Raw genomic sequence first — 20,917 nt, forward strand, 5'->3', positions numbered from 1 at the left:
TGGAAGCTATGATGAATTTAACAAGCAGTAACAAGGTTGTTGGCTTACTACTGACCACAGCGTTGCTAATCAGTGGTTGTTCGTCGACGCCGGAAGATGAATACGCAGACAAGCGCGACCCTTTTGAGGATATGAACCGGGTTGTCTGGGATTTTAACCAGGATCTTGACGAAGCCGTGATCAAACCGGCCGCGCAAGCCTACGAAAATGTACCTGAACCGGTGCGCTCGTCGTTATACCGTGCGCTGGAAAACCTGCAGGAGCCCTGGAGCTTTGTGAACAACCTGCTGCAGGCGAAGGTAACCGACGCCGGAGTTACCGCCGGGCGCTTCGTGTTTAACTCGACCCTCGGTTTGGCGGGGCTGCTGGATCCGGCTACCGAGATGGGTCTGACCAAACGCGAAGAATCGTTAGGCGAAACATTGGCGGTGTGGGGCGTACCCAACGGACCGTACCTGATGTTGCCGGCACTGGGGCCAACCGTGCTGATTGACCGCGGTACCGACTGGGTAGATGGCAATTATTTTCCTTACGAAAATATCGATTCCAGTTGGGATATTCCCCGCTATACCATCAAAGGTCTGGAAAAGCGCCTGCAGCTGCGCAGCCAGGAACAGATGCTGGATAATGCGCTAGATCCCTATACCTTTGTAAAAGAAGCATATTTTCAAAACTGGCGTTACCAGGTTTATGACGGCAATCCGCCGCAGCAGAACTCGTCAGGCGATGAGTTTGAATAATACTCTCAAAAACTGATATTGACGCATAGCGCTTGCTGGTCAATCCTTAAGTTAATTGCAAACTGTTAATTTAGGTGACTATGAGCCAGGCAACCGTACTGGTGGTGGAGGACGATCCGGCCTTCCAGGCTATCCTCAGCCGCCATCTGCACAAGTTTGATTACACCGTCCACTGCACGGCTAATGGCAAAGAAGGCGTTAAACTTTGTCAGCAGCTGTCACCGGACGTGGTGTTGTGTGATCTCAGCCTGCCCGATATCAGTGGCCTGCAGGTCATTGAGGCGCTGCAGAAAAAAGCCAGTGATGTTCCGGTTATTGTCGTTTCGGCCAGTGAGTCCATGAGTGACATTCACGAAGCTGTGCGGCTGGGCGCCTGGGATTACCTGTTAAAGCCTCTTGATAGCATGACCCTTATCAACGAAACCATCCAGGAATGTCTTAACCGCCATCAAATGGAAGACGACTATTTACTTGAATGCCTTGAACTGGATGATCATCTCGGGGTTCTGTATCAGGATCAACGGCTGTTGCAGCGTTTAAAAGACGAGCTGTTACCACAGGGGCCGCTGCAGTTTGGCCCTTACCGATTTGACTTTAACCGGGCGCAGGACGGTGACGAGGTGTGGCTTGATTTCCGGTTGCTGACTGAGGGCCGGGTAATGGTGCTACTGGCTAATGCGCAAACCTCGACCGGGCAGAACCTGTTCCCCTTGTTAATTTTTAAAACTCTGCTTGATCCTATGCTGCGTCAGCACCTGGCCGGTGGCGACCAGACCCTGCTGGAGCCTGATCAGTTATTGTCCCATTTAAATCACGAACTGTGTAATTCGCAGACCCATACGGTTTTTGATGCGCTGGTCGGAATTTTTGATACCGGCAACGGGCGCTGGTGCTGGGCGCAGGCCGGTGACCGGATAAGCAGTATGCCGCAGTGCCGGGTCGGCCTTGCACTGGGTATCTGGCAACAGGCCAGTTACCAGATCAATAAGCTGGATAACAGTGAACGGGTAAGTGCCAGCCTGCCAAACGGTGCGGAACTCAGGATTGTTCGCGACTCGACTCGTACTTCTTAACAGCCTTATCCAGGTAGGGCAGGCTCATGTTCAGAGTTATCGGCTGAGTAAATAACGGATAACCAACACCCGCTGCCAGTAAAGCCGGCACTTTCCACCAGCCGGGTACGTCAACGATAGCGTAAAAAATGATGCAGATAGGCACCAGCTTAGCGAGGTTACAGATTAACCGGCGCGGGACAGGCATGGCTTCCTGCGCTGCGGTCAAAATGGCAGCCCGTTCAGTAAAGGAGTAGGGTTTTAATTGCGGAACCCGCCGGGAAGAAAGATAAAACGCCATAATGCTTTAACTGCCTCAAAATAATTGGTTTAACACCCCTGATGCTTGCATTATAACAGTTAAACGCGGTATAAACCTGACCGGATTTAAGATTTTAGACAGCAGGAATATGACATGGAAACGAAAACGGTAAAAAAGGTCGTCATCCCCGTGGCGGGGCTGGGTACACGGATGCTGCCGGCTACTAAGGCCATTCCTAAAGAAATGCTGCCGCTGGTGGACAAACCGCTGATCCAGTTTATTGTCGAAGAGTGTGCTGCCGCTGGCTTAACTGACGTTATCCTGGTTACCCACTCCAGTAAGAACTCCATCGAAAACCACTTTGATACCAGTTTTGAGCTGGAAACAACCCTTGAACGACGGGTTAAACGCCAGTTACTGGAAGAAGTTCAGGCCATTTGTCCGAAAAATACCACCATCATGCACGTGCGTCAGGGCGAAGCCAAGGGTCTGGGCCATGCGGTACTTTGTGCACGGCCTTTAATTGGTGATGAGCCTTTTGCCGTGGTGCTGCCGGATGTGCTGGTTGATGAGGCCAGCTGTGATTTGCAAAAAGATAACCTGGCCGAAATGAAGGCGAACTTTGAAAACAGCGGCGCCGCCCAGGTGATGGTGGAAAAAGTTCCCCGCCGGAATGTCAGTAATTACGGTATTGCCGATATTAACGGCGCTGACTTAGCGCCCGGCGAGCAGGCCGCCATCAGTAAGCTGGTGGAGAAGCCCGAAGTTGAAAAGGCGCCCTCGGATCTTGCTGTCGTTGGCCGCTATGTTTTTCCGCAGCAGCTTTGGCCTCTGCTAGAGCGGACCCCGGTTGGTGCCGGTAACGAAATTCAGTTAACTGATGCAATGGCAATGTTACTGGAACAACAGGACGTTAACGCATACTACATGAAAGGCTGCAGCCACGACTGTGGTAACAAAGCGGGCTATACTAAGGCGTTTATAACCCATGCCCTGCGTCACCCGCAGCTGGCTGCGGATATACAGGCGTTTATCGAAGAACTGCGTTAGGCGCTGATTGCGGAAACCGGCTGGCCGATGATCAAGTCAGCCAGCACGCGGGCGCAGGGTCCTGTCTGCTCACCTTTGGGTAACACCAGGTACAAACTGCCGCGGCGACAGCTGCTGCCGTCCAGTTGCAGTTTGCGTAAATTACCTTTTTGCATCTCGCGTTCGGCAATATAGGGCGGCAACCAGCAGAAGCCCAGCCCCGAACGCACCAGTCGCAGTGCCTCGTCAAAATGGCTGACGGTCCAGCGTTGCTCTGCACGCAGCCAGCCTTCGTCCTCTTTCGGGTTATCTGCGGTATCGCGTATCACCAGCTGCAAATGCTGTGACAGTTGATCCTGCTTAACCGGCTGTGGCAAGTTCGCCAGAGGATGATCCGGAGCGCAGACTAAATCCATATAATAATCGTCAATGGGTTCGCCGATATGACCTTTGGGCAGGTGGTGGGTGATCACCACATCGGCGGTCTGTTCTTCGATATGTTCCAGTGTGCCGGTCAGCACGGTGTCTTCGATGGATAAACGGCTGCCGCGGCTCAATTTTTGAAACTGTTTTAAGGCCGAGGTAATGCTGGCCCGGTCAAAGGCCATTTCCAGGGCCAGTTTAACTTCTGGCTCCCAGCCCTGCTCCAGGTTATAAGCCAGTTGCTCCAGCTCCTGGGCGGTCTGAGTCAGCTGCCGCGAGCGGCGCAGCATAACTTTGCCAATCGGGGTTAATTCGGCTTTACGGCCTTTGACTTGCAGCAGAGTGACGCCAAGCACCTGTTGCAGCTTGGCGACGGCGTGATTAAGGGATGACTGGCTTTTATTCAGGGCGTCAGCAGCGTGGGCATAGCCACCGCAGTCGATGACAGCCTGGAAAATCCGCCACTGCTCGAGTGTGGATTTTGCTCTATAATGTGACATAACAGTATGGGTACCGCCTTAAAGACGAGTGAATTTCACCTGCGCGCGGTTAAAATCGCACGGATTGGTGCTCTATAACCCTCAATAGTTAAATTTTGGTTAACTGGATCAAGAAAATCGCTTAAAGATTCACCAGGCATCCATTCGGTCGCCCGCTGCTCTTTCAGAGAAGTTACATTGTGATCAACAATATTAACGTCGCTAAAACCTAACCGCTTGAGCCAGCGCGATAACGCTTTGGCACTAGGTAAAAACCACACATTGCGCATCTTAGCATAACGTTCACCGGGTATCATAACCGTATTTTCGTCACCCTCTACGACAATGGTTTCCAGCACCAGCTGACCGCCGGGTTTCAGCAGATTTTTTAACTGCTGTAAAAAGTCCAGCGGTGACCGGCGATGATACAATACCCCCATACTGAATAGGGTATCAAAGCTTTGCAACGGCGGCATTTGCTCTATTCCCAGCGGGAAAAAATGCGCATGCCGCGCCAGAGAGTCGGGCATATAGCCCTTAATGGCCTGAAACTGAGTTAAAAACAGTTCACCCGGGTCGATACCCCAGGCATCGGTGGCACCGGCTTCGAGCATCCGCCACAGGTGATAACCGCTGCCACAGCCGACATCCAGTACCTGCTGGCCCTGCAGTGAGCCGATATGGTCGGCCAGGCGCTGCCACTTAAAGTCCGAGCGCCATTCGGTGTTAATCGGCAGGCCGAAAAGTTCAAACGGGCCTTTACGCCAGGGTTTTAGCTGCATCAACAGGCCGCGCAGGCGTGCTCGGTCCGAATCGGAGGCCAGAGCGGCCGGGCCGACAGTCACGGTATCGCCGGGGCTGGCCTGTATTTGCTCAGCATCAAAACGGGGCAACTGAGTCAGTATCCGCTGCCACTTAGTAAAGTGACCGTGCGGGTTATCAGTAAACTCACGCAACTGGCGCGGCAAAGTTTCCAGCCATTGATGGTGCGGGCTGTGCAGCAACCGCTGCAGCGAATCGGTAAAGGCATTCATTCGGCGGTTCCTTTAATGGCCAGCATGGCAGCAAAATTAAAACACTGAAACCAGCTGCCGCTGCTGCTAAATCCGGCCTCTTTAAAGCGCTGCTGATGAGTTGCCTGCGAGTCAATTTTCATCACGTTTTCGATAGCGGCGCGTTTTTGACTGATTTCCAGCTCGCTGTAACCGTTGGCGCGTTTAAAGTCGTGGTGCAGATCCACCAGCACCGGGTCGATAGCGGCATCATCGGCGACAATTTTTTCCGCAATCAGCAGCACACCGCCGTCCACCAGCCCGGCAAAAATGTTATTGATCAGCTGCTGCCGCTGCTCGCGCGGCACAAACTGCAGAGTAAAATTAAGCACCACCACTGAGGCCCGTTCAATGACCGTATCGCGAATGTCTTCGCAGTGCAGGCTGACCGGTACCTGACTTTTAAAACCCTGCAGATGCAGCTGCGCCCGTTCGATCATCGCTTCTGAGTTATCCACCGCGATGATTTCTGTCTCCGGTGTCTGCTCGCAGCCTTTACGCAGCGCCAGGGTTGCCGCACCCAGCGAACAGCCCAGATCGTATAAACGGGTACCGGGCCGGGCAAAACGTGCCGTTAACTGCGGCAGGGTTTGCAAAATGCTGGCATAACCGGGTACTGACCGGTTGATCATATCGGGAAAAACCTCAACCACCTGTTGATCAAAACAAAAATCAGACACGCTGGGTAAGGCCTTGGCAAAAATCGTATCGCGCTGGTTCATAGTCGATGCTGCTCAGCTTTAAAAAACGGATAAATCGGTTTGGTGTTGCTAGTTTACCTAACCTTGTGCGGATAATACACCAGATGACATTCAGCGCCAGTTAGCTATAATGTGGCGCTTATTAAAATTACTCACGCTGGCAGTAGGAAAAAGGCACATGCGAACCCATTATTGTGGACAGATTAACGCCGAATTGGATCAACAACAGGTCACTTTATGTGGCTGGGTTAATAAACGCCGGGATCTGGGTGGATTGATATTTATCGATCTGCGTGACCGCGAAGGATTAATCCAGGTTGTCTTTGACCCGGACCAGCAGGACCTGTTTGCACAGGCCAATAAGCTGCGGCAGGAGTTTTGTCTGCAGATAAAAGGTAACGTTAACCGCCGTCCGACAAGTCAGATTAACAGCAGTATGAAAACCGGCGAAGTTGAATTGCTGGCCAGTGAACTGACAATCCTGAGCCGTTCGGAAGCTCTGCCCATTGACTTTAACAGCCAGGTCAGTGAAGAAGCCCGCTTACGCTACCGCTATCTGGACTTGCGCCGGCCGCAAATGAACGAAAAATTGCAGTTCCGTGCCAAAGTAACCAGCGCGGTGCGCCGCTTTTTAGACGAAAAGGGTTTCCTCGACATCGAAACCCCTATGCTGACCCGCGCCACCCCGGAAGGCGCGCGCGATTACCTGGTACCCAGCCGTACTCATAAAGGCCGCTTTTTTGCGCTGCCGCAAAGCCCGCAGCTGTTCAAACAACTGTTGATGATGTCCGGCTTTGACCGCTATTACCAAATTGTAAAATGTTTCCGTGACGAAGACTTACGTGCTGACCGGCAGCCGGAATTTACCCAGATTGACATCGAAACCTCGTTTATGACCGCACAGCAGGTCATGCAGGTGACCGAACAGATGACCCGCGAGCTATTTCAGCAGTTACTGGCGATAGATTTGGGCAAGTTTCCGGTGATGAGCTGGCACGAAGCCATGCGCCGATTTGGTTCCGATAAGCCGGACCTGCGTAACCCATTAGAGTTGGTCGATGTGGCGGATATTCTTAAAGACGTTGAATTTAAAGTGTTTTCCGGCCCTGCCAACGACAGTAACGGCCGGGTCGCCGCGCTGCGGCTGCCGGCAGCTGCCGAGCAGGTATCGCGCAAAATGATAGACGAGTACACCCAGTTTGTCGGCGTGTACGGGGCTAAGGGTCTGGCCTGGATCAAAGTTAACGACATCAGTGCCGGGCGCGAGGGTCTGCAGTCACCAATCCTGAAGTTCCTGCCCGATGAAGCCCTGCAGGCTATTTTAGAGCGTACTGACGCCGAAACCGGCGATGTGTTGTTCTTCGGTTCCGATAAAGCTCAGGTAGTGGCCGAATCGATGGGCGCGCTGCGCTTAAAACTGGGTGAGCAGTTTGAGCTGGTCAGCGACGAGTGGCGGCCACTGTGGGTAGTCGACTTCCCGATGTTCGAGGAAAGCGATGATGGTTCACTGGCGGCCCTGCATCATCCTTTTACCGCGCCGGTAAATGTCACCGCGGAGCAATTAAAGGCCGATCCGGCGGGCGCACTGTCAGATGCCTACGATATGGTGTTAAACGGTGTTGAAGTGGGCGGTGGCTCGACGCGTATTTTTGACAACGAGATGCAACAGACGGTGTTTGAAGTGCTGGGCATTGGCAAAGATGAAGCGCAGGAGAAGTTCGGCTTTTTACTGGAAGCATTAAAGTACGGTACGCCGCCTCATGCCGGTCTGGCCTTTGGTCTGGACCGCTTAGTCATGCTGATGGTGGGAGCCAGCTCGATTCGTGAAGTTATCGCGTTTCCGAAAACCACAACCGCCGCCTGTGTACTGACCGATGCGCCGGGGCTGGCGAATCCGGATGCATTGCAGGAACTGGGCGTTAAGAGTACGGTACAGGATAACGAGGGCTAGGTCGGCACAGGCCACAGGCCGCAACTGAAAAACGACAAAAGGGTGCACTATGGCAGGTCATTCCAAATGGTCCAACATTAAACACCGCAAGGCCGCGCAAGATGCGAAGCGCGGCAAAATCTTTACCAAACTGATCCGTGAAATCAACGTCTCTGCCCGCGAGGGCGGGGGCGATCCGGAAACCAACCCGCGCCTGCGGGCAGCCATTGATAAGGCGCTGTCCAACAACATGAAACGCGACACCATTGATACCGCTATCAAACGCGGTACCGGTGAGATGGAAGGCGATAACGTTGAAGAGCTAACCTACGAGGGCTACGGCCCCAACGGCGTTGCCATTTTACTGGAATGCATGACCGACAATAAAAACCGCACCGTATCGGAAGTTCGTTATGCCTTCAGCAAACACGGCGGCAACCTGGGTACCGATGGTTCGGTCGCTTATTTGTTTAATAAACGCGGCGTCATCAGTTACAGCAATGAGGTCAGCGAAGAGCAGTTACTGGAGCCGGCGCTGGAAGCTGGTGCCGACGATTTAGTTAAACACAGTGACGGCAGTCTGGATGTGATGACCCAGCCTGAGCACTTTGGTGTGGTTAAGGATGCGTTAGATCAGCAGGGTTTTACCGCGGCTCATGCCGAAGTGACCATGGTGCCGGATACTAAGGTTGATCTGGACGAAGACAGTGCGCGCTCTTTTTTGAAACTGCTGGACGCGTTAGAGGATCTGGACGATGTGCAGAACGCTTATCACAATGCTGACATCTCTGATGACGTGCTGGCAAAACTGGACGCCTGATGAGTGTTATCCTGGGTATTGACCCGGGCTCGCGGCTGACCGGCTACGGCATAGTTCAGCGGCAGGGGCGCAAGTTACATTATCTGGGTAGTGGCTGTATCCGGGTTACCGGCACGCCGGCTCAGCCGCTGACATTGGCGGAAAAGCTAAAGCGCATTCATAACAGTGTGGTAGAGCTGATAACCCAGTTTCAGCCCGACCAGTTTGCTATCGAGCAGGTTTTTATGGCGCGCAACCCGGATTCGGCGTTAAAACTGGGTCAGGCGCGGGGTGCGGCGATTGTAGCAGCGGCCTGCCACGAGTTACCGGTGGCTGAGTACAGCGCCCGGCAAATTAAACAGGCGGTGGTCGGCACCGGTGCAGCGGATAAAACCCAGGTGCAGCATATGGTCGTTGCCTTACTAAACCTGTCCCGCACGCCTCAGGCCGACGCAGCCGATGCACTGGCAGTGGCCATCTGCCACGCCAACGCCGACGAAAACCTGATAAAAATGGCCGGCCGCCGCCGGTAAAACTATTTACCACGGAGTGCACGGAGGACACGGAGGACACGGAGAAAACATTTTATGCGGAAAACCCCAGTCAAACTATTCTGTTTTCCCATTTTAAATCTTTTGTGTTTTCTCGGTGCTCTCCGTGTCCTCCGTGGTAACATTAACCTTGGTGCTGACGTATTTAGCGGGATAAAATAAACCATGATAGGACAAATTGCAGGGACATTAATTGCGAAGCAGCCGCCTGAGGTGTTGGTGGATGTGCAGGGGGTGGGCTATGAGCTACAGCTGCCGATGACCTGTTTTTATGCCTTACCGGCAATTGGTCAAACGGTTACACTGGTTACCCATTTTGTCGTGCGCGAGGACGCGCAGTTATTGTACGGCTTTAACAACCAGGCCGAGCGCAGCCTGTTCCGGCTGTTAATTAAAACCCAGGGCGTGGGGCCTAAGCTGGCACTGGCTATTCTCAGTGGCATGAACGCCGATGAATTTGTCTGGGCGGTTAACCAGAACGACGTCAGCCGGCTGGTTAAGCTACCCGGCGTTGGTAAAAAGACCGCCGAGCGGCTGGTGATAGAAATGCGCGATCGGCTGAAAGACTGGCAGGGTATGGCAACCCCGGCAACGGACGCAGTTGCCGTTAACGCAGTAACCTCCGATTCAACCTTTATTCACCCGGCCGATGCACGGGCGGACGCCATTAGCGCGTTATTATCACTGGGCTACAAGCAGAACCAGGCCGACCGGGCTTTAAAAGTGGTTTACCAAAGCGAACTGAGCAGCGAGGAGCTGATTAAAGCGGCTCTTAAACAGCTTGCCTGATAAAGGATAACAAGAGCGCATGATAGAAGCAGATCAAATACCCAGTGATCGCCTGGTTGAAGGCGGCGTGCAGGGCGATGACGAGGCCATCGACCGCGCCATCCGGCCGAAGGTACTGACCGACTATACCGGGCAAAAGCACGTGGTTGAGCAAATGGAAATTTTTATCGAGGCGGCGCGTAAACGCCAGGAAGCACTCGATCATCTGCTCATTTTTGGTCCGCCGGGGCTGGGTAAAACCACACTGGCTAATATTGTCGCCAATGAATTACAGGTGAATATTAAGACCACTTCCGGGCCGGTGCTGGAAAAAGCCGGCGACCTGGCGGCGCTGCTGACCAACCTTGATGCCCACGATGTATTGTTTATTGACGAGATCCACCGGCTCAGTCCGGTGGTTGAAGAGATACTCTATCCAGCGATGGAAGACTATCAGCTGGATATTATGATTGGTGAAGGACCGGCAGCGCGTTCCATTAAACTGGATTTGCCGCCGTTTACGCTGATTGGTGCAACCACCCGAGCCGGCGCTCTGACCTCACCGCTGCGGGATCGCTTTGGTATTGTCCAGCGGCTGGAGTTTTACCAGGTCGACGAGCTGACCGATATTATTTCGCGCTCCGCTCATTATATGAAAGTGACCATGAAGACCGGCGGCGCCCGCGAGATTGCCCGGCGCTCGCGCGGAACCCCGCGCATTGCCAACCGCCTGCTGCGGCGGGTGCGCGACTATGCCGAGGTTAAAGCCAACGGCGAAGTGGATGAAACCATTGCCAATGCCGCCCTGACTATGGTGGATGTTGATCAGGCCGGCTTTGATTATATGGATCGCAAGCTGTTACTGGCTATTATGGAAAAATTTCTCGGTGGTCCGGTAGGACTGGATAATCTGGCCGCTGCGATTGGCGAAGAAAAGGACACCATTGAAGATGTGCTGGAACCTTTTTTGATTCAGCAGGGCTTTTTACAGCGCACACCGCGTGGCCGGATTGCGACACCAAGAGCCTATCAGCACTTCGGCCTGCAGCCGGAGAAAAAATAACACCGGGAAAAAGACAAAAAAAAGCCCGCACATAAAGTACGGGCAAATAGAACAACAAGAAGGAAATCTAAAAAATCCAGGGAACCAATCAAAAATTCAGAAGTAGTGACAACCAAACTCTGTGCTCTTGATTTAGTGGCTATTATACGGCTAAAACGGTTCTTATCAAACAAGAAAAATTACATAATCAGATTAAAAAAACTAATGCCTAAGTGTTGGTTTTTGCGCAAAAAAAGCACAACAATTATTCAACAATAATAAAAAACTATTTAAAAACAAGTAAGTAAATTTCAATTATTTCAGTTCTGTCATAAATAAAAGTCTGTTGATAAAATCGTCATCGATACTTTTAAAGGCTCGGCTGAAAATTATGACAAAACTGTCATTTTTAGGGGTTTTATAAATGCCACAGGAACATTTTGCCTGGCCAGTGCGGGTTTACTACGAAGACACCGATGCCGGTGGTATCGTTTATTACGCCAATTATCTCAAATTTCTTGAACGCGCCCGTACCGAATGGTTAAGGTCACTGGGGATTGAACAGGACAGCTGGTTAGCTCACAATAGAGGCTTTGTGGTTCGCCATGTTGACCTGGACTTAAAAGCGGCAGTGCAATTTAATGCTGAACTGACGGTCACTGTTAAGGTCGAACAACTGAAACGCGCTTCGCTGATATGCTATCAGCAGGTGCTGGGTAAAGACGGCACACTGCACTGTCAGGCGACCATTAAGGCGGCTTGTGTCGACCTTAAAGCGCTGCGGGCCGCGGCCATACCCGAACCCATATTAACCGCCATGCAACAGGCATTATAAAAACAGAGGTAGTAAGCGTGGAAACAGAATTGTCCTTTATTGATTTGTTCTGGCAGGCCAGCCTGTTGGTTAAGCTGGTGATGATTATCTTATTGGCCATGTCGGTCTGGGGCTGGGTACTGATTTTTCAACGCAAGGCGGTATTGAAGACGGCCAGCCAGGATGCCAAAAAATTTGAACAGCGGTTCTGGTCGGGCGTCGATCTGGCACGGTTATATCAGGAGATCTCGGCCCGGGCAAACAAAGCCAGGGGTATGGAGCTGCTGTTTCACGCCGGCTTTAAAGAGTTTGCGCGGCTGCGTAATCACCCCGGCGGCAGTGCCCAGACTACCGTTGAAGGAGCCTTTCGGGCCATGCGGGTAGCCCACGCGCGCGAGCTGGAAAAACTGGATAATCACCTGGGAATTCTGGCAACCATTGGCTCGATCAGCCCCTATATTGGTTTGTTCGGTACCGTCTGGGGTATTATGAATGCCTTTATTGCGCTGGGTGCCGTGCAACAGGCAACTCTGGCAATGGTCGCGCCGGGTATCGCCGAAGCCCTGATTGCCACTGCCCTGGGTCTGTTTGCGGCAATACCGGCGGTAATTGCTTACAACCGCTTTACCACCCGGGTTGAACAAGTCGACAACCAGTACATGAACTTCATTGACGAATTTACCGCCATTTTACAGCGTCAGGCGATGACTCAATCTGACAGCGCTAAGCCGGAGGGCAATGCGTTATGATGGTAATGCCGCGCAAGCGCCGTAAGCCGGTCGCGGAAATTAATGTTGTCCCGTACATTGATGTGATGCTGGTGCTATTAATCATCTTTATGGTGACAGCGCCGTTAATCACTCAGGGGGTCAAGGTTGACTTACCTAAAGCCAGTGCCGAAGCACTGTCAGAAGATTCGAAGCCGCCGCTGGTGGCGTCAGTGGACGCAGAGGGCAATTATTATCTGAATCAGAATACCGACCCGGATGCGCCCATCAGTGCTCAGGATCTGGCGACGCTGGTTGCTGCGCAGCTGGAAGTCGAACCGGATACGCCGGTGATGGTTAACGGCGACGGGGCGGTGTCCTACAACCAGATTGTTCAGTTGATGGTATTACTGCAACGGGCAGGGGTACCCTCAGTGGGATTAATGACAGACTCTTCGGAATCCTAATTGTGGCGAAAAACGTAACAGGTAAAGAAAGCTTAACCTTACCGCTGATTTACTCGCTGGCGATACATTTAGGTATTGCCGCTGTGTTGCTGTTCAGCTTTGAGCTTACGCCCAGCGAACCGACGCCGATGGAAGTTAATCTGAGCGAATCAGAGTTTGATCCGCAAGCGGAAGAAATTGTCCGTGCGGTATCAGTCGACAAAGCGGCAGTGCAGCAGCAGGTGCAGCGTATTCAGCAAGAAAAGGAAGCCGCCCGCCGCGCCGAGCAAGAGCGTATTGCCGAGCTGGAGCGACAAGCTGCGAATGCCCGTAAGGCCCGGGAACGCGAAGAACAGCGTCGTGCCGAAATCGAGCGGCAGCAACAGCAGCAGGAACAACAGGCAGCCGAATCCCGGCGCGCTGCTGAACAGGCGCGCCGCGAGGCCGAGCAACTGGCCGAGCAGCAGCGCCAGGCAGAGCAGGCCGCACGCGAGGCAGAACAACGCCGTAAAGAAGCGGAAGAGGCCGAGCGCCGCGCCGAGGCTGAACGCAAACGCCGCGAAGAAGAACGTAAGCGGTTAGAGGAAGAGCGCCGCAGAGCCGCTGAGCGTGAAGCACAGCTGCAAGAAGAAATGGAAGCAGAGCGACAACAGCGGGCTGCCGCTCGTCGCCAGCAAATGGCCAGTGAAATCGAAAAATATCAGGCATTGATCCGGCAGACCATTCAGCGCAACTGGAATGTGGAGGACAGCATGAGCGGTAAGTCATGTGAGCTGACTATCAGTGTTGCGCCCAGTGGTTTTGTTAAATCAGTGACAACCGGTAACGGCGATCCGGCAGTTTGTCGCTCCGCAGAGAACGCGGTACTGAAAGCGACCACATTGCCGGTATCGGAAGATCCGGAAATTTACGAACAAATGAGTACCATTAAGCTTACTGTTAAACCGCAGTTATAACCAAGGTGAACCATGAAAAAGCTGTTTTTGAACACATTGTTGTTTTTCGTTGTGCTGACGTCCGTCGCCCGTGCGGGTGTACTGGAAATTGTCATCACCGAAGGAATGGACACCGCGCGGCCGATAGCGGTTGTGCCGTTTAAGTGGCTGGGAGAGGGGCCTGTACCGGGACAACTGACCGAGGTTATTGCAGCGGATTTAACCCGTAGTGGTAAGTTCAACCCAATCCCGACCTCTGCTATGCCGCAATTACCGCAAAATGACGGCGAGCTGGATTACGCCGCCTGGGCGAAAATGGGCGTCGAGGCTGTATTGATGGGGACCATTGAACCCTATTCTGTCGACCGTTACATGATTAAATTTCAGCTGGTGGACGTATTACGCGGTCAGATTACCGGCGGCAGCGCGCAAATGCTGCGCGACGGAGAGCTGGTGCAGAGTCGTGACCATGTGCTGGACTCGCGCAGCTCTGTGATCGACGGAGACCAGTTCCGCCAGTATGCCCATCGCATTTCTGACGTGGCTTACGAGGCGCTGACCGGCGAACGGGGTGCCTTTATGACCCGCATCGCCTACGTTACCGTTAATCACGATGACGAATACCCCTACAAACTGATGGTCGCCGATTACGACGGCGCCAACGAAAAGATTTTGTTGCGCAGCCCCGAGCCGCTGATGTCACCGGCCTGGTCGCCGGACGGTAACAAACTGGCTTATGTCAGTTTTGAAAACGAGACCGCAGAAATTTTCGTGCAGGATATCTATACCACACGCCGCGAAAACCTGACCTCTTTCCCGGGTATCAACGGTAGTCCGACCTGGTCACCGGATGGTACAAAAATGGCCATGGTGCTGTCGAAAGATGGTAACCCTGAACTTTATGTTATGGACTTGCAAAGCAAAAACTTGCAACGGGTGACGCGTAATCGTACGATTGACACAGAGCCTAGTTGGACGCCTGACAGTAAATCCTTAGTATTTACGTCAGAAAGGGGTGGTAGACCGCAACTTTATAGCGTAGATTTACAATCAGGTCAGGTACGTCGGTTAACTTTTGAGGGTGAGCAAAACCTTGGTGGTACCGTTGCACCGTCGGGTGAGTCCATTGTCCTGGTCAACCGGACGCGGGGTAACTATCACATCGCCCGGCAGGAGTTTCCGCGGGGTACCATGCAAGTGCTGACAAAAACTCAGCTGGATGAGTCGCCAAGTATTGCGCCCAACGGAAGCATGGTGATTTACAGCACAACGCATAACAACAAACAGGTGCTGGCGCTGGTGTCAATGGATGGTCGTTTTAAGGCCCGTTTACCGGCGGCAAGTGGTGAAGTTAAATCACCGTCGTGGTCACCGTTTATGTAAAACAGTCAAATTAAAAACCATTATTTTAGACAATAAGGATTAATAGGATGCAGCTGAACAAATTATTAAAAGCGCTGGCAATTGCTGTACCAATGGCGACACTGGCCGCCTGTAGCTCGAACCAGACCACAGAAACCGGTGCAGGCGCAGGCCAGCAAACCACAGGTGGCGCATCGCAGGAGTCAGATTCAGGTGTTCAGGTCGGTGCTGCTGACCGTGCTAAATCACCTCAGGAAATCCGCGAAGAGCAAATGGAAGCGCTGCGTAAAGAGCACATTATTTACTTTGCCTTTGACAAGTCAAATATCCAGTCTGAGTACGCAGAACTGTTGGCCGCTCACGCCGACTTTTTGGTGAAAAACCCGAACGCCAGTGTTGTTATCGAAGGCCACGCTGATGAGCGCGGTACACCGGAATACAACATCGCATTGGGCGAGCGTCGTGCTAAAGCTGTGCAAGACTACCTGGAAAACCTGGGTGTTCGTAGCTCACAGACATCAACGGTTTCCTATGGCGAAGAAAAGCCAATGGTTAACGAGTCTACCCCAAGCGCTTATGCGAAAAACCGCCGCGCCGTTCTTGTTTACTAATTGAGTATGATAAGAACAACGCTATTGGCGATGATGTTAGCGGTGCCTGCAGCCAGTCTGGCCCAGGCGCCGGTATCCAATTTGTCGCAGTCAGCCGATTCCCTTGAACAGCGGCTGGCGACCATCGAACGCATGATGCAGGCCCGTCAGGGTGCCCAACTGGACATGTTGCAGCAGCTGAGTGCTTTGCAGCAGGATGTTTCGGAGCTACGCGGCATTACTGAAGAGCACGAGTATCGGCTGGAACAGTTACTGCAGCGTCAGCGTGAGCTTTATCAGGAAATCGATCGCCGCTTTAGTCAGCTTCGTGACCAGCCGGCGCCGAGCTCGCCATCGGCGATGGGCCCGGTGGTATCATCGGGCGATGCAGCAGCGGACAGTGGCTCAGGAGGCGATGAGTATTCGGCTAATTTAAGCGAAAACGATGCCTACGATCGTGCCATCGCCCTGGTACTGGAAGATAAACGCTACGATGCGGCAATACCTGCTTTTGAGCAGTTTATCGAACAGTTCCCCGATTCCAGCTATTTACCTAACGCGCATTACTGGCTGGGTCAGCTGCAATTCGCCGAGCAGGCGTACGCTAAGGCTCGTCGGCATTTTCGTACGGTAGTGGAAGAGTATACCGACAGCAACAAGCGCGCTGATTCGCTATTGAAGCTGGGGGTGATAGCCGCCGAGCAGGATAAAAATGCCGATGCTAAGGCATTTTTCCAGCAGGTTATCGAAGAATACCCTGATACAACCGAGGCGAATTTAGCCCAACAACGGCTGAACGATTAGTCGTTATCAGCGGCGGCTTACTAACAGCGCCATAACAAGTGCTCGCTAATTAGGCAGTCGCACAAAAAACTGAAATTTTCAGTTGCATCACAGCGTTAATTAAGTAAACTATGCCGCCGTTGCCAAGGACAAATGCACCAGCAAATGTACCAGGCAACGGCAGCATTTTTAGTGGGTTGTTAGCTCAGTTGGTAGAGCAGTTGACTTTTAATCAATTGGTCGCAGGTTCGAATCCTGCACAACCCACCACTTTCAAATGCCACCACCAAAAAATGGGTTGTTAGCTCAGTTGGTAGAGCAGTTGACTTTTAATCAATTGGTCGCAGGTTCGAATCCTGCACAACCCACCATCTTCTGAAAAGATCAAAAAGCCAAAAAGTCCAAAACCCCAAAAATATCAAAAGTCATTGAAATTGGCTATAATGCCCATACCTTTACTGGACACGATGACAATTTAAGCAGGATGTATGTCAGCCATTCAGACCTTTGACAACCTAGATTACGCCTTTCCGGCTAAGCCGAAAGCTCTGACCGAAGAGCAAAAAGCTGAGTATCGCGCGCGGATTAAAAGCTTGCTAGAAAAGCACAACGCCGTCCTGGTCGCGCATTATTACACCGACCCTGAAATTCAGGCGCTGGCCGAAGAAACCGGCGGTTGTGTTTCCGACTCGCTGGAGATGGCTCGCTTTGGGCGTGATCACGACGCTGAGACATTGATTGTCGCCGGCGTACGTTTTATGGGCGAAACGGCAAAAATACTGACACCCCATAAAACTGTGTTAATGCCGACCTTAAAAGCGGAATGCTCACTGGACTTAGGCTGCCCGCCGCAGGATTTTTCAGACTTCTGTGACCAGCACCCCGATCGCACTGTGGTAGTTTACGCCAATACTTCGGCGGCTGTAAAAGCGCGCGCTGACTGGGTAGTTACCTCCAGCATGGCGCTGGAGCTGGTCGAGCACCTGGACAGCCAGGGCGAAAAAATTCTCTGGGCGCCCGATCGTCATCTGGGCAATTATATTCAGAACCAGACCGGCGCCGACATGATCATGTGGCAGGGTGCCTGTGTGGTGCACGATGAATTTAAAGTTAAAGCGCTGCAGGACCTGAAAAAAGTTCATCCTGAGGCAGCCATTCTGGTTCACCCCGAGTCACCGCAAAGTATTGTCGCTATGGCTGACGCTGTGGGCTCGACCTCGCAACTGATTAAAGCCAGCCAGGAAATGCCGAACGAAACCTTTATTGTGGCAACGGACCGCGGCATTTTTTATAAAATGCAGCAGCTGGAGCCTAACAAGACCTTTATCGAAGCCCCGACAGCGGGTGAAGGCGCCACCTGTCGCAGCTGCGCCCATTGTCCGTGGATGGCCATGAACGGCCTCGAGGCCATCGCTAACGCACTGGAGACCGGCGGAGAGCAACACGAAATACATGTTGACCCCGAATTGGCCGAACAAGCCATGAAACCCCTCGACCGCATGCTCGCCTTCTCTGCCCAGCTTAAGCGGTAGTAACACGTTTGTGTAATGATATAACCGCAGAGACGCAGAGCCCGCAGAGAAAAGACTTTAAAAGGTAAAGACAAAAGCTGTTTTACCACGGAGTACACGGAGAGCACGGAGAAAAACCGTTTAAAAGGTAAAGACAAAAACCTGTTTTACCACGGAGTACACGGAGAGCACGGAGAAAAACAATTTAAAGGGTGTTTACCATTAAGAGTCTTTTCTCCGTGTCCTCCGTGTCCTCCGTGGTAAATTTTTTTGCTCATCGTTCCTCCGCGAGCTCTGCGCCTCTGCGGTTATATCTCTGAGTCAATCACCCAGCATTGCCCGGTAGCCGCTTTTGTAATCGGGATACTTTAATTTAAAGCCGCTTTCGCGCAGTTTGCTGTTATCGCAGCGTTTACTGCCCCGCGGCCCGGGGCCCGGTTCGACTTCGTTTGGTACCGGCACATCAAGCTGATCGGCCAGCCACTGATAGACCTGATACTGTTTGGTCGGCTGATCGTCATTGAGCAGGTACAGCGGCTCGCGCTTTTCAGGGTTTTCGATAATAAACTCGATAAAGCGCGCCACGTCATCCTGATGAATACGATTGGACCAACTGTCGCGCAAAGTGACATCCTGCTGCTTTAACTGGCGTACCATAAAATCCCGGCCTTCGCCGTAAATGCCACTGCAGCGCAGACGAGTGCTGGGTGCCGACAGGTCAGCAATCAGCCGCTCCGCCTGCAGCAGCATCTTGCCGCGCTCGTTACCCGGCTCAGTCGGTGACTGCTCATCAACCCATTCGCCCTCTTTTTGCCCGTAAACGCCGGTGCTGGACACATAAATCACATAAGGCGAGTAATCCAGACCATTGAGCACCTGCTGCAGATGCCGACAGGGCACAACGTAGCCCTTGCGATAGCCTTCACCACTAAACTCCGATGGCGTTAAGGTCACGATAATGGCGCCAAACTCATTGCCGTGTAATACCGCTTTTAAATCCTGCTCATTACCGGCGTCGGCAGCCACCAGGTCAACCCCTTTAATCTCGGGTTTGTTATCAGGGTGGCGACAAAGCCCCATAACCGAGTGTCCCTTTTCAACCAGTAAAGTGGCTGCGCGCTGCGCGATATCACCGTACCCAATCGACAAAATATGCATGCTAACCCCTTAATATTACGTGTTTTATTGAGTCACTGAATAATCTAACACACTTGCGCAACAATGGCCGTTGGGGTATGTTAGTAGACTGTTAATACAGGCAGTATAGCAGGTACGCAATGAGACAAGGCAGCACATTGCAGCGCAGCGACGGAGCGACAAAGCAGGTTAATTCATTCGTGCTGGGACGGTATTACCGGCGCAGTGAAGAACGCATGAATTTTACCACCGAGGTACTGGTAAAAGGGCAGCTTAACGGCAGTCCACTTAAGTTTAAAGCTACCACGGTTGATATTTCAGCTCAGGGACTGCAACTAAAACTCCCCGATACGGTGCCCGCCAACTATCTGGCCGAGCAAGTCCTCAGTATTCATTTTCTTGGTCTGGCCAGGGACTTTGTTATCGATGCTAAGACACCTTACAGTTACCATGCACTGGGTGTGCGCTGCAAAGACCAGACTAATTATCTGCGTCTTCGTCGCCAGACCTTTGCCGGCGATGGAGCGCTGGATAAACTGCTGCGCGGCTTATTAAAAACCTACAAGTTTCGCTATAAAGTTAACGTTGATCATGTTGTCCAGTCGCTGCGGGCAAAGGGCCACGAAAGCCACTGGCTACAGGCTCAACAGGGGCTGCCGCTGGTATTCTCGGCTGATATTAAAAAGCCAGTCTATACCTTAAACACCGCCGCAAATAGCCGGGCTGTCGATTATTGGTGCGAGCGCGACGCATACAGGCTTAATAGACTGCTGGGCCAGCGCTGGGTCCGCCTGGCGCTGGCAAAACTGCGCAGCGAACCACAACAAAGCCGGCGACAACTGGCATTTTATACCATCGAAGTGCCACTAAAGGGCAAAACCCAGTGTTACGCAATTCCTGCCAATGCGCTAACCAAAGACCAGCAGCTACGCTATCAGCTGGCCGAGCTACAACAGGCCGGATATCCGCTTAAATCGATGGTACTTAGCCTGACCTACAGCGTGCAGGACCGGCTATTTGTCGGCTTGTTAACCACCCTTGATGTGCCTCAGCTGAATTCGCAGCAAGAAACAAACACCACTGCCGGTACTAAAGCGCGATTAAAGCTTTCGTCCCTGGCCGCCTATTGCTTACAGGAACAAACCGCCGGCCCAAGCAAAGTGGTAAAACGCCATCCACGTTTAGTACAAATGTACACTCAGTCAGGTTTATGCAGTGCGCTGTTTGTACACAAAAGCCAGCGGCGCAACAGCGATATTGGCCTGGCCGCATTAATGCCGGTAAAGCACGGCTTGCCATGCTGGTATAAAAAAGCCGAGATGTGGCTTAATAATCAGTACAACATCCTCGGTGGAGCACAGTTAAAGCAGCAGATACTGGATAAACTAACGCAGTTAAAGCCTGCGGAGTTTACTAAAGGCCGTACCCTGTTGCTGAATATCAAACCCCGGGCCGAAGGGCTTGAACCTAAAGTCACTGGCCGTTGGCTGGATGAATTTACGACGCCGCAGCAGGCCGGGCGTTTTGTTAAGCAACAATATCAGCAACAACAGCTGCTTGCTGTAAACGTCGAACTGTACCGGTGCCGGCAAGGCTCACTGCAGGCGCTGCAGGATGATTTAAATTATGTAAGCACTTACTTGCCGGAGCGGGCCGACAAAATTGAGCGACAGTTAAAATCGATTGACTCGGTTATTGGCCTGCAGGATGTTACCGGGCCTTTAATGCGGATGTTATTCTCTGGTTTGCTTTAAAGAAGTGACTGGTTTACTGAATGACTTGTATGTGTCCGGGTAACTGCTTA

General features: G+C 52.4%; 22 protein-coding genes and 2 tRNA genes. 19 read left to right on the top strand and 5 right to left on the bottom strand.

Annotated elements, in window-relative coordinates; all coding sequences use genetic code 11:
* The first annotated feature begins 8 nt into the window (after positions 1-8).
* Both LG288_RS03365 and LG288_RS03370 read left to right on the top strand, forming a co-directional pair.
* Positions 9-740, top strand: coding sequence for a VacJ family lipoprotein (locus tag LG288_RS03365; RefSeq protein WP_404402035.1), 732 nt, complete (start codon positions 9-11; stop codon positions 738-740).
* Between the two features lie 80 nt (positions 741-820).
* On the top strand, positions 821-1,813 hold the full coding sequence (locus tag LG288_RS03370) for a response regulator (protein ID WP_404402037.1): 993 nt from the start codon (positions 821-823) through the stop codon (positions 1,811-1,813).
* Here LG288_RS03370 and LG288_RS03375 read toward each other — a convergent pair.
* Positions 1,779-2,093 (bottom strand): DUF6170 family protein, encoded by a 315-nt coding sequence (locus tag LG288_RS03375; RefSeq protein WP_404402039.1) that lies wholly within the window; start codon positions 2,091-2,093, stop codon positions 1,779-1,781. The two genes, LG288_RS03370 and LG288_RS03375, sit on opposite strands and share 35 nt — an antisense overlap.
* A 114-nt stretch (positions 2,094-2,207) precedes the next feature.
* On the opposite strand from LG288_RS03375, the gene galU reads away from it, so the two are divergent.
* Positions 2,208-3,104 carry a UTP--glucose-1-phosphate uridylyltransferase GalU gene (gene galU, locus LG288_RS03380; RefSeq protein WP_404402041.1) on the top strand — a complete coding sequence of 299 codons (897 nt, stop codon included), beginning with the start codon at positions 2,208-2,210 and terminating at the stop codon, positions 3,102-3,104.
* Here the strand turns inward: galU and LG288_RS03385 are convergent.
* The 3 genes from LG288_RS03385 to cmoA are packed head-to-tail and all read right to left on the bottom strand — an operon-like array spanning position 3,101 to position 5,759.
* On the bottom strand, positions 3,101-4,006 hold the full coding sequence (locus LG288_RS03385) for a LysR family transcriptional regulator (protein WP_404402043.1): 906 nt from the start codon (positions 4,004-4,006) through the stop codon (positions 3,101-3,103). The genes galU and LG288_RS03385 overlap by 4 nt on opposite strands.
* A 35-nt stretch (positions 4,007-4,041) precedes the next feature.
* A complete protein-coding gene (cmoB, locus tag LG288_RS03390; RefSeq protein ID WP_404402045.1) occupies positions 4,042-5,019 on the bottom strand; it encodes a tRNA 5-methoxyuridine(34)/uridine 5-oxyacetic acid(34) synthase CmoB in 978 nt (325 codons plus the stop codon).
* Positions 5,016-5,759 (bottom strand): carboxy-S-adenosyl-L-methionine synthase CmoA, encoded by a 744-nt coding sequence (gene cmoA, locus LG288_RS03395; RefSeq protein ID WP_404402047.1) that lies wholly within the window; start codon positions 5,757-5,759, stop codon positions 5,016-5,018. The genes cmoB and cmoA overlap by 4 nt, the downstream gene beginning before the upstream one ends.
* A 157-nt stretch (positions 5,760-5,916) precedes the next feature.
* Between cmoA and aspS the strand changes: the two genes are divergently transcribed.
* The 15 genes from aspS to nadA all read left to right on the top strand — a co-directional run bounded on the left by aspS (position 5,917) and on the right by nadA (position 17,997).
* Positions 5,917-7,689, top strand: a complete 1,773-nt coding sequence (aspS, locus tag LG288_RS03400) for an aspartate--tRNA ligase (protein ID WP_404402049.1) — start codon at positions 5,917-5,919, stop codon at positions 7,687-7,689.
* Positions 7,690-7,738: 49 nt separating this feature from the next.
* Positions 7,739-8,488: a YebC/PmpR family DNA-binding transcriptional regulator gene (locus tag LG288_RS03405; RefSeq protein ID WP_404402051.1), complete on the top strand. Its 750-nt coding sequence runs from the start codon at positions 7,739-7,741 to the stop codon at positions 8,486-8,488.
* Complete coding sequence (gene ruvC, locus LG288_RS03410; protein WP_404402053.1) at positions 8,488-9,000, top strand: crossover junction endodeoxyribonuclease RuvC; 513 nt, start codon at positions 8,488-8,490, stop codon at positions 8,998-9,000. The genes LG288_RS03405 and ruvC overlap by 1 nt, the downstream gene beginning before the upstream one ends.
* A gap of 183 nt (positions 9,001-9,183) precedes the next feature.
* The gene (gene ruvA / locus LG288_RS03415; protein WP_404402055.1) at positions 9,184-9,807 is read left to right on the top strand and encodes a Holliday junction branch migration protein RuvA; all 624 of its coding nucleotides are present in this window, start codon (positions 9,184-9,186) and stop codon (positions 9,805-9,807) included.
* Between the two features lie 19 nt (positions 9,808-9,826).
* Positions 9,827-10,849: a Holliday junction branch migration DNA helicase RuvB gene (gene ruvB / locus LG288_RS03420; RefSeq protein WP_404402057.1), complete on the top strand. Its 1,023-nt coding sequence runs from the start codon at positions 9,827-9,829 to the stop codon at positions 10,847-10,849.
* Between the two features lie 403 nt (positions 10,850-11,252).
* The gene (gene ybgC, locus LG288_RS03425; RefSeq protein ID WP_404402059.1) at positions 11,253-11,663 is read left to right on the top strand and encodes a tol-pal system-associated acyl-CoA thioesterase; all 411 of its coding nucleotides are present in this window, start codon (positions 11,253-11,255) and stop codon (positions 11,661-11,663) included.
* Positions 11,664-11,680: 17 nt separating this feature from the next.
* Positions 11,681-12,391, top strand: a complete 711-nt coding sequence (gene tolQ, locus LG288_RS03430; protein ID WP_404402061.1) for a protein TolQ — start codon at positions 11,681-11,683, stop codon at positions 12,389-12,391.
* Positions 12,388-12,816, top strand: a complete 429-nt coding sequence (gene tolR / locus LG288_RS03435; protein ID WP_404402063.1) for a protein TolR — start codon at positions 12,388-12,390, stop codon at positions 12,814-12,816. The genes tolQ and tolR overlap by 4 nt, the downstream gene beginning before the upstream one ends.
* Positions 12,817-12,818: 2 nt before the next feature.
* Complete coding sequence (tolA, locus tag LG288_RS03440) at positions 12,819-13,751, top strand: cell envelope integrity protein TolA (protein ID WP_404402065.1); 933 nt, start codon at positions 12,819-12,821, stop codon at positions 13,749-13,751.
* A gap of 12 nt (positions 13,752-13,763) precedes the next feature.
* Positions 13,764-15,113 carry a Tol-Pal system beta propeller repeat protein TolB gene (gene tolB / locus LG288_RS03445; RefSeq protein ID WP_404402067.1) on the top strand — a complete coding sequence of 450 codons (1,350 nt, stop codon included), beginning with the start codon at positions 13,764-13,766 and terminating at the stop codon, positions 15,111-15,113.
* 47 nt (positions 15,114-15,160) lie between these two features.
* Positions 15,161-15,703 (top strand): peptidoglycan-associated lipoprotein Pal, encoded by a 543-nt coding sequence (gene pal, locus LG288_RS03450; protein WP_404402069.1) that lies wholly within the window; start codon positions 15,161-15,163, stop codon positions 15,701-15,703.
* 9 nt (positions 15,704-15,712) lie between these two features.
* A complete protein-coding gene (gene ybgF, locus LG288_RS03455) occupies positions 15,713-16,486 on the top strand; it encodes a tol-pal system protein YbgF (RefSeq protein ID WP_404403020.1) in 774 nt (257 codons plus the stop codon).
* A 173-nt stretch (positions 16,487-16,659) separates the two neighbouring features.
* Positions 16,660-16,735: transfer RNA gene (locus tag LG288_RS03460), tRNA-Lys, on the top strand.
* Positions 16,736-16,760: 25 nt separating this feature from the next.
* Positions 16,761-16,836, top strand: a tRNA-Lys gene (locus tag LG288_RS03465).
* A gap of 117 nt (positions 16,837-16,953) precedes the next feature.
* Entirely contained in the window at positions 16,954-17,997 is a 1,044-nt protein-coding gene (gene nadA / locus LG288_RS03470; RefSeq protein WP_404402071.1) for a quinolinate synthase NadA, read from the top strand.
* A 300-nt stretch (positions 17,998-18,297) separates the two neighbouring features.
* On the opposite strand, the gene LG288_RS03475 is transcribed toward nadA, so the two are convergent.
* Positions 18,298-19,134 carry an SDR family oxidoreductase gene (locus LG288_RS03475; protein WP_404402073.1) on the bottom strand — a complete coding sequence of 279 codons (837 nt, stop codon included), beginning with the start codon at positions 19,132-19,134 and terminating at the stop codon, positions 18,298-18,300.
* Between the two features lie 119 nt (positions 19,135-19,253).
* Here LG288_RS03475 and LG288_RS03480 point away from each other — a divergent pair, with 119 nt between their 5' ends.
* Positions 19,254-20,867: a PilZ domain-containing protein gene (locus LG288_RS03480; RefSeq protein ID WP_404402075.1), complete on the top strand. Its 1,614-nt coding sequence runs from the start codon at positions 19,254-19,256 to the stop codon at positions 20,865-20,867.
* Positions 20,868-20,917: the final 50 nt, after the last annotated feature.

The sequence above is a fragment of the Idiomarina seosinensis genome, from assembly GCF_044797955.1.
Lineage (GTDB): Bacteria > Pseudomonadota > Gammaproteobacteria > Enterobacterales > Alteromonadaceae > Idiomarina > Idiomarina seosinensis_A.

Excerpts from the sequence above, each read along its gene's own strand:
- LG288_RS03365 (WP_404402035.1), top strand. The coding sequence starts at position 9 with ATGATGAATTTAACAAGCAGTAACAAGGTTGTTGGCTTACTACTGACC.
- ruvB (WP_404402057.1), top strand. The coding sequence starts at position 9,827 with ATGATAGAAGCAGATCAAATACCCAGTGATCGCCTGGTTGAAGGCGGC.
- ybgC (WP_404402059.1), top strand. The coding sequence starts at position 11,253 with ATGCCACAGGAACATTTTGCCTGGCCAGTGCGGGTTTACTACGAAGAC.
- ruvC (WP_404402053.1), top strand. The coding sequence starts at position 8,488 with ATGAGTGTTATCCTGGGTATTGACCCGGGCTCGCGGCTGACCGGCTAC.
- tolR (WP_404402063.1), top strand. The coding sequence starts at position 12,388 with ATGATGGTAATGCCGCGCAAGCGCCGTAAGCCGGTCGCGGAAATTAAT.
- cmoB (WP_404402045.1), bottom strand. The coding sequence starts at position 5,019 with ATGAATGCCTTTACCGATTCGCTGCAGCGGTTGCTGCACAGCCCGCAC.
- tolB (WP_404402067.1), top strand. The coding sequence starts at position 13,764 with ATGAAAAAGCTGTTTTTGAACACATTGTTGTTTTTCGTTGTGCTGACG.
- pal (WP_404402069.1), top strand. The coding sequence starts at position 15,161 with ATGCAGCTGAACAAATTATTAAAAGCGCTGGCAATTGCTGTACCAATG.
- LG288_RS03475 (WP_404402073.1), bottom strand. The coding sequence starts at position 19,134 with ATGCATATTTTGTCGATTGGGTACGGTGATATCGCGCAGCGCGCAGCC.
- aspS (WP_404402049.1), top strand. The coding sequence starts at position 5,917 with ATGCGAACCCATTATTGTGGACAGATTAACGCCGAATTGGATCAACAA.
- LG288_RS03375 (WP_404402039.1), bottom strand. The coding sequence starts at position 2,093 with ATGGCGTTTTATCTTTCTTCCCGGCGGGTTCCGCAATTAAAACCCTAC.
- LG288_RS03370 (WP_404402037.1), top strand. The coding sequence starts at position 821 with ATGAGCCAGGCAACCGTACTGGTGGTGGAGGACGATCCGGCCTTCCAG.
- ruvA (WP_404402055.1), top strand. The coding sequence starts at position 9,184 with ATGATAGGACAAATTGCAGGGACATTAATTGCGAAGCAGCCGCCTGAG.
- LG288_RS03480 (WP_404402075.1), top strand. The coding sequence starts at position 19,254 with ATGAGACAAGGCAGCACATTGCAGCGCAGCGACGGAGCGACAAAGCAG.
- galU (WP_404402041.1), top strand. The coding sequence starts at position 2,208 with ATGGAAACGAAAACGGTAAAAAAGGTCGTCATCCCCGTGGCGGGGCTG.
- nadA (WP_404402071.1), top strand. The coding sequence starts at position 16,954 with ATGTCAGCCATTCAGACCTTTGACAACCTAGATTACGCCTTTCCGGCT.
- cmoA (WP_404402047.1), bottom strand. The coding sequence starts at position 5,759 with ATGAACCAGCGCGATACGATTTTTGCCAAGGCCTTACCCAGCGTGTCT.
- LG288_RS03385 (WP_404402043.1), bottom strand. The coding sequence starts at position 4,006 with ATGTCACATTATAGAGCAAAATCCACACTCGAGCAGTGGCGGATTTTC.
- LG288_RS03405 (WP_404402051.1), top strand. The coding sequence starts at position 7,739 with ATGGCAGGTCATTCCAAATGGTCCAACATTAAACACCGCAAGGCCGCG.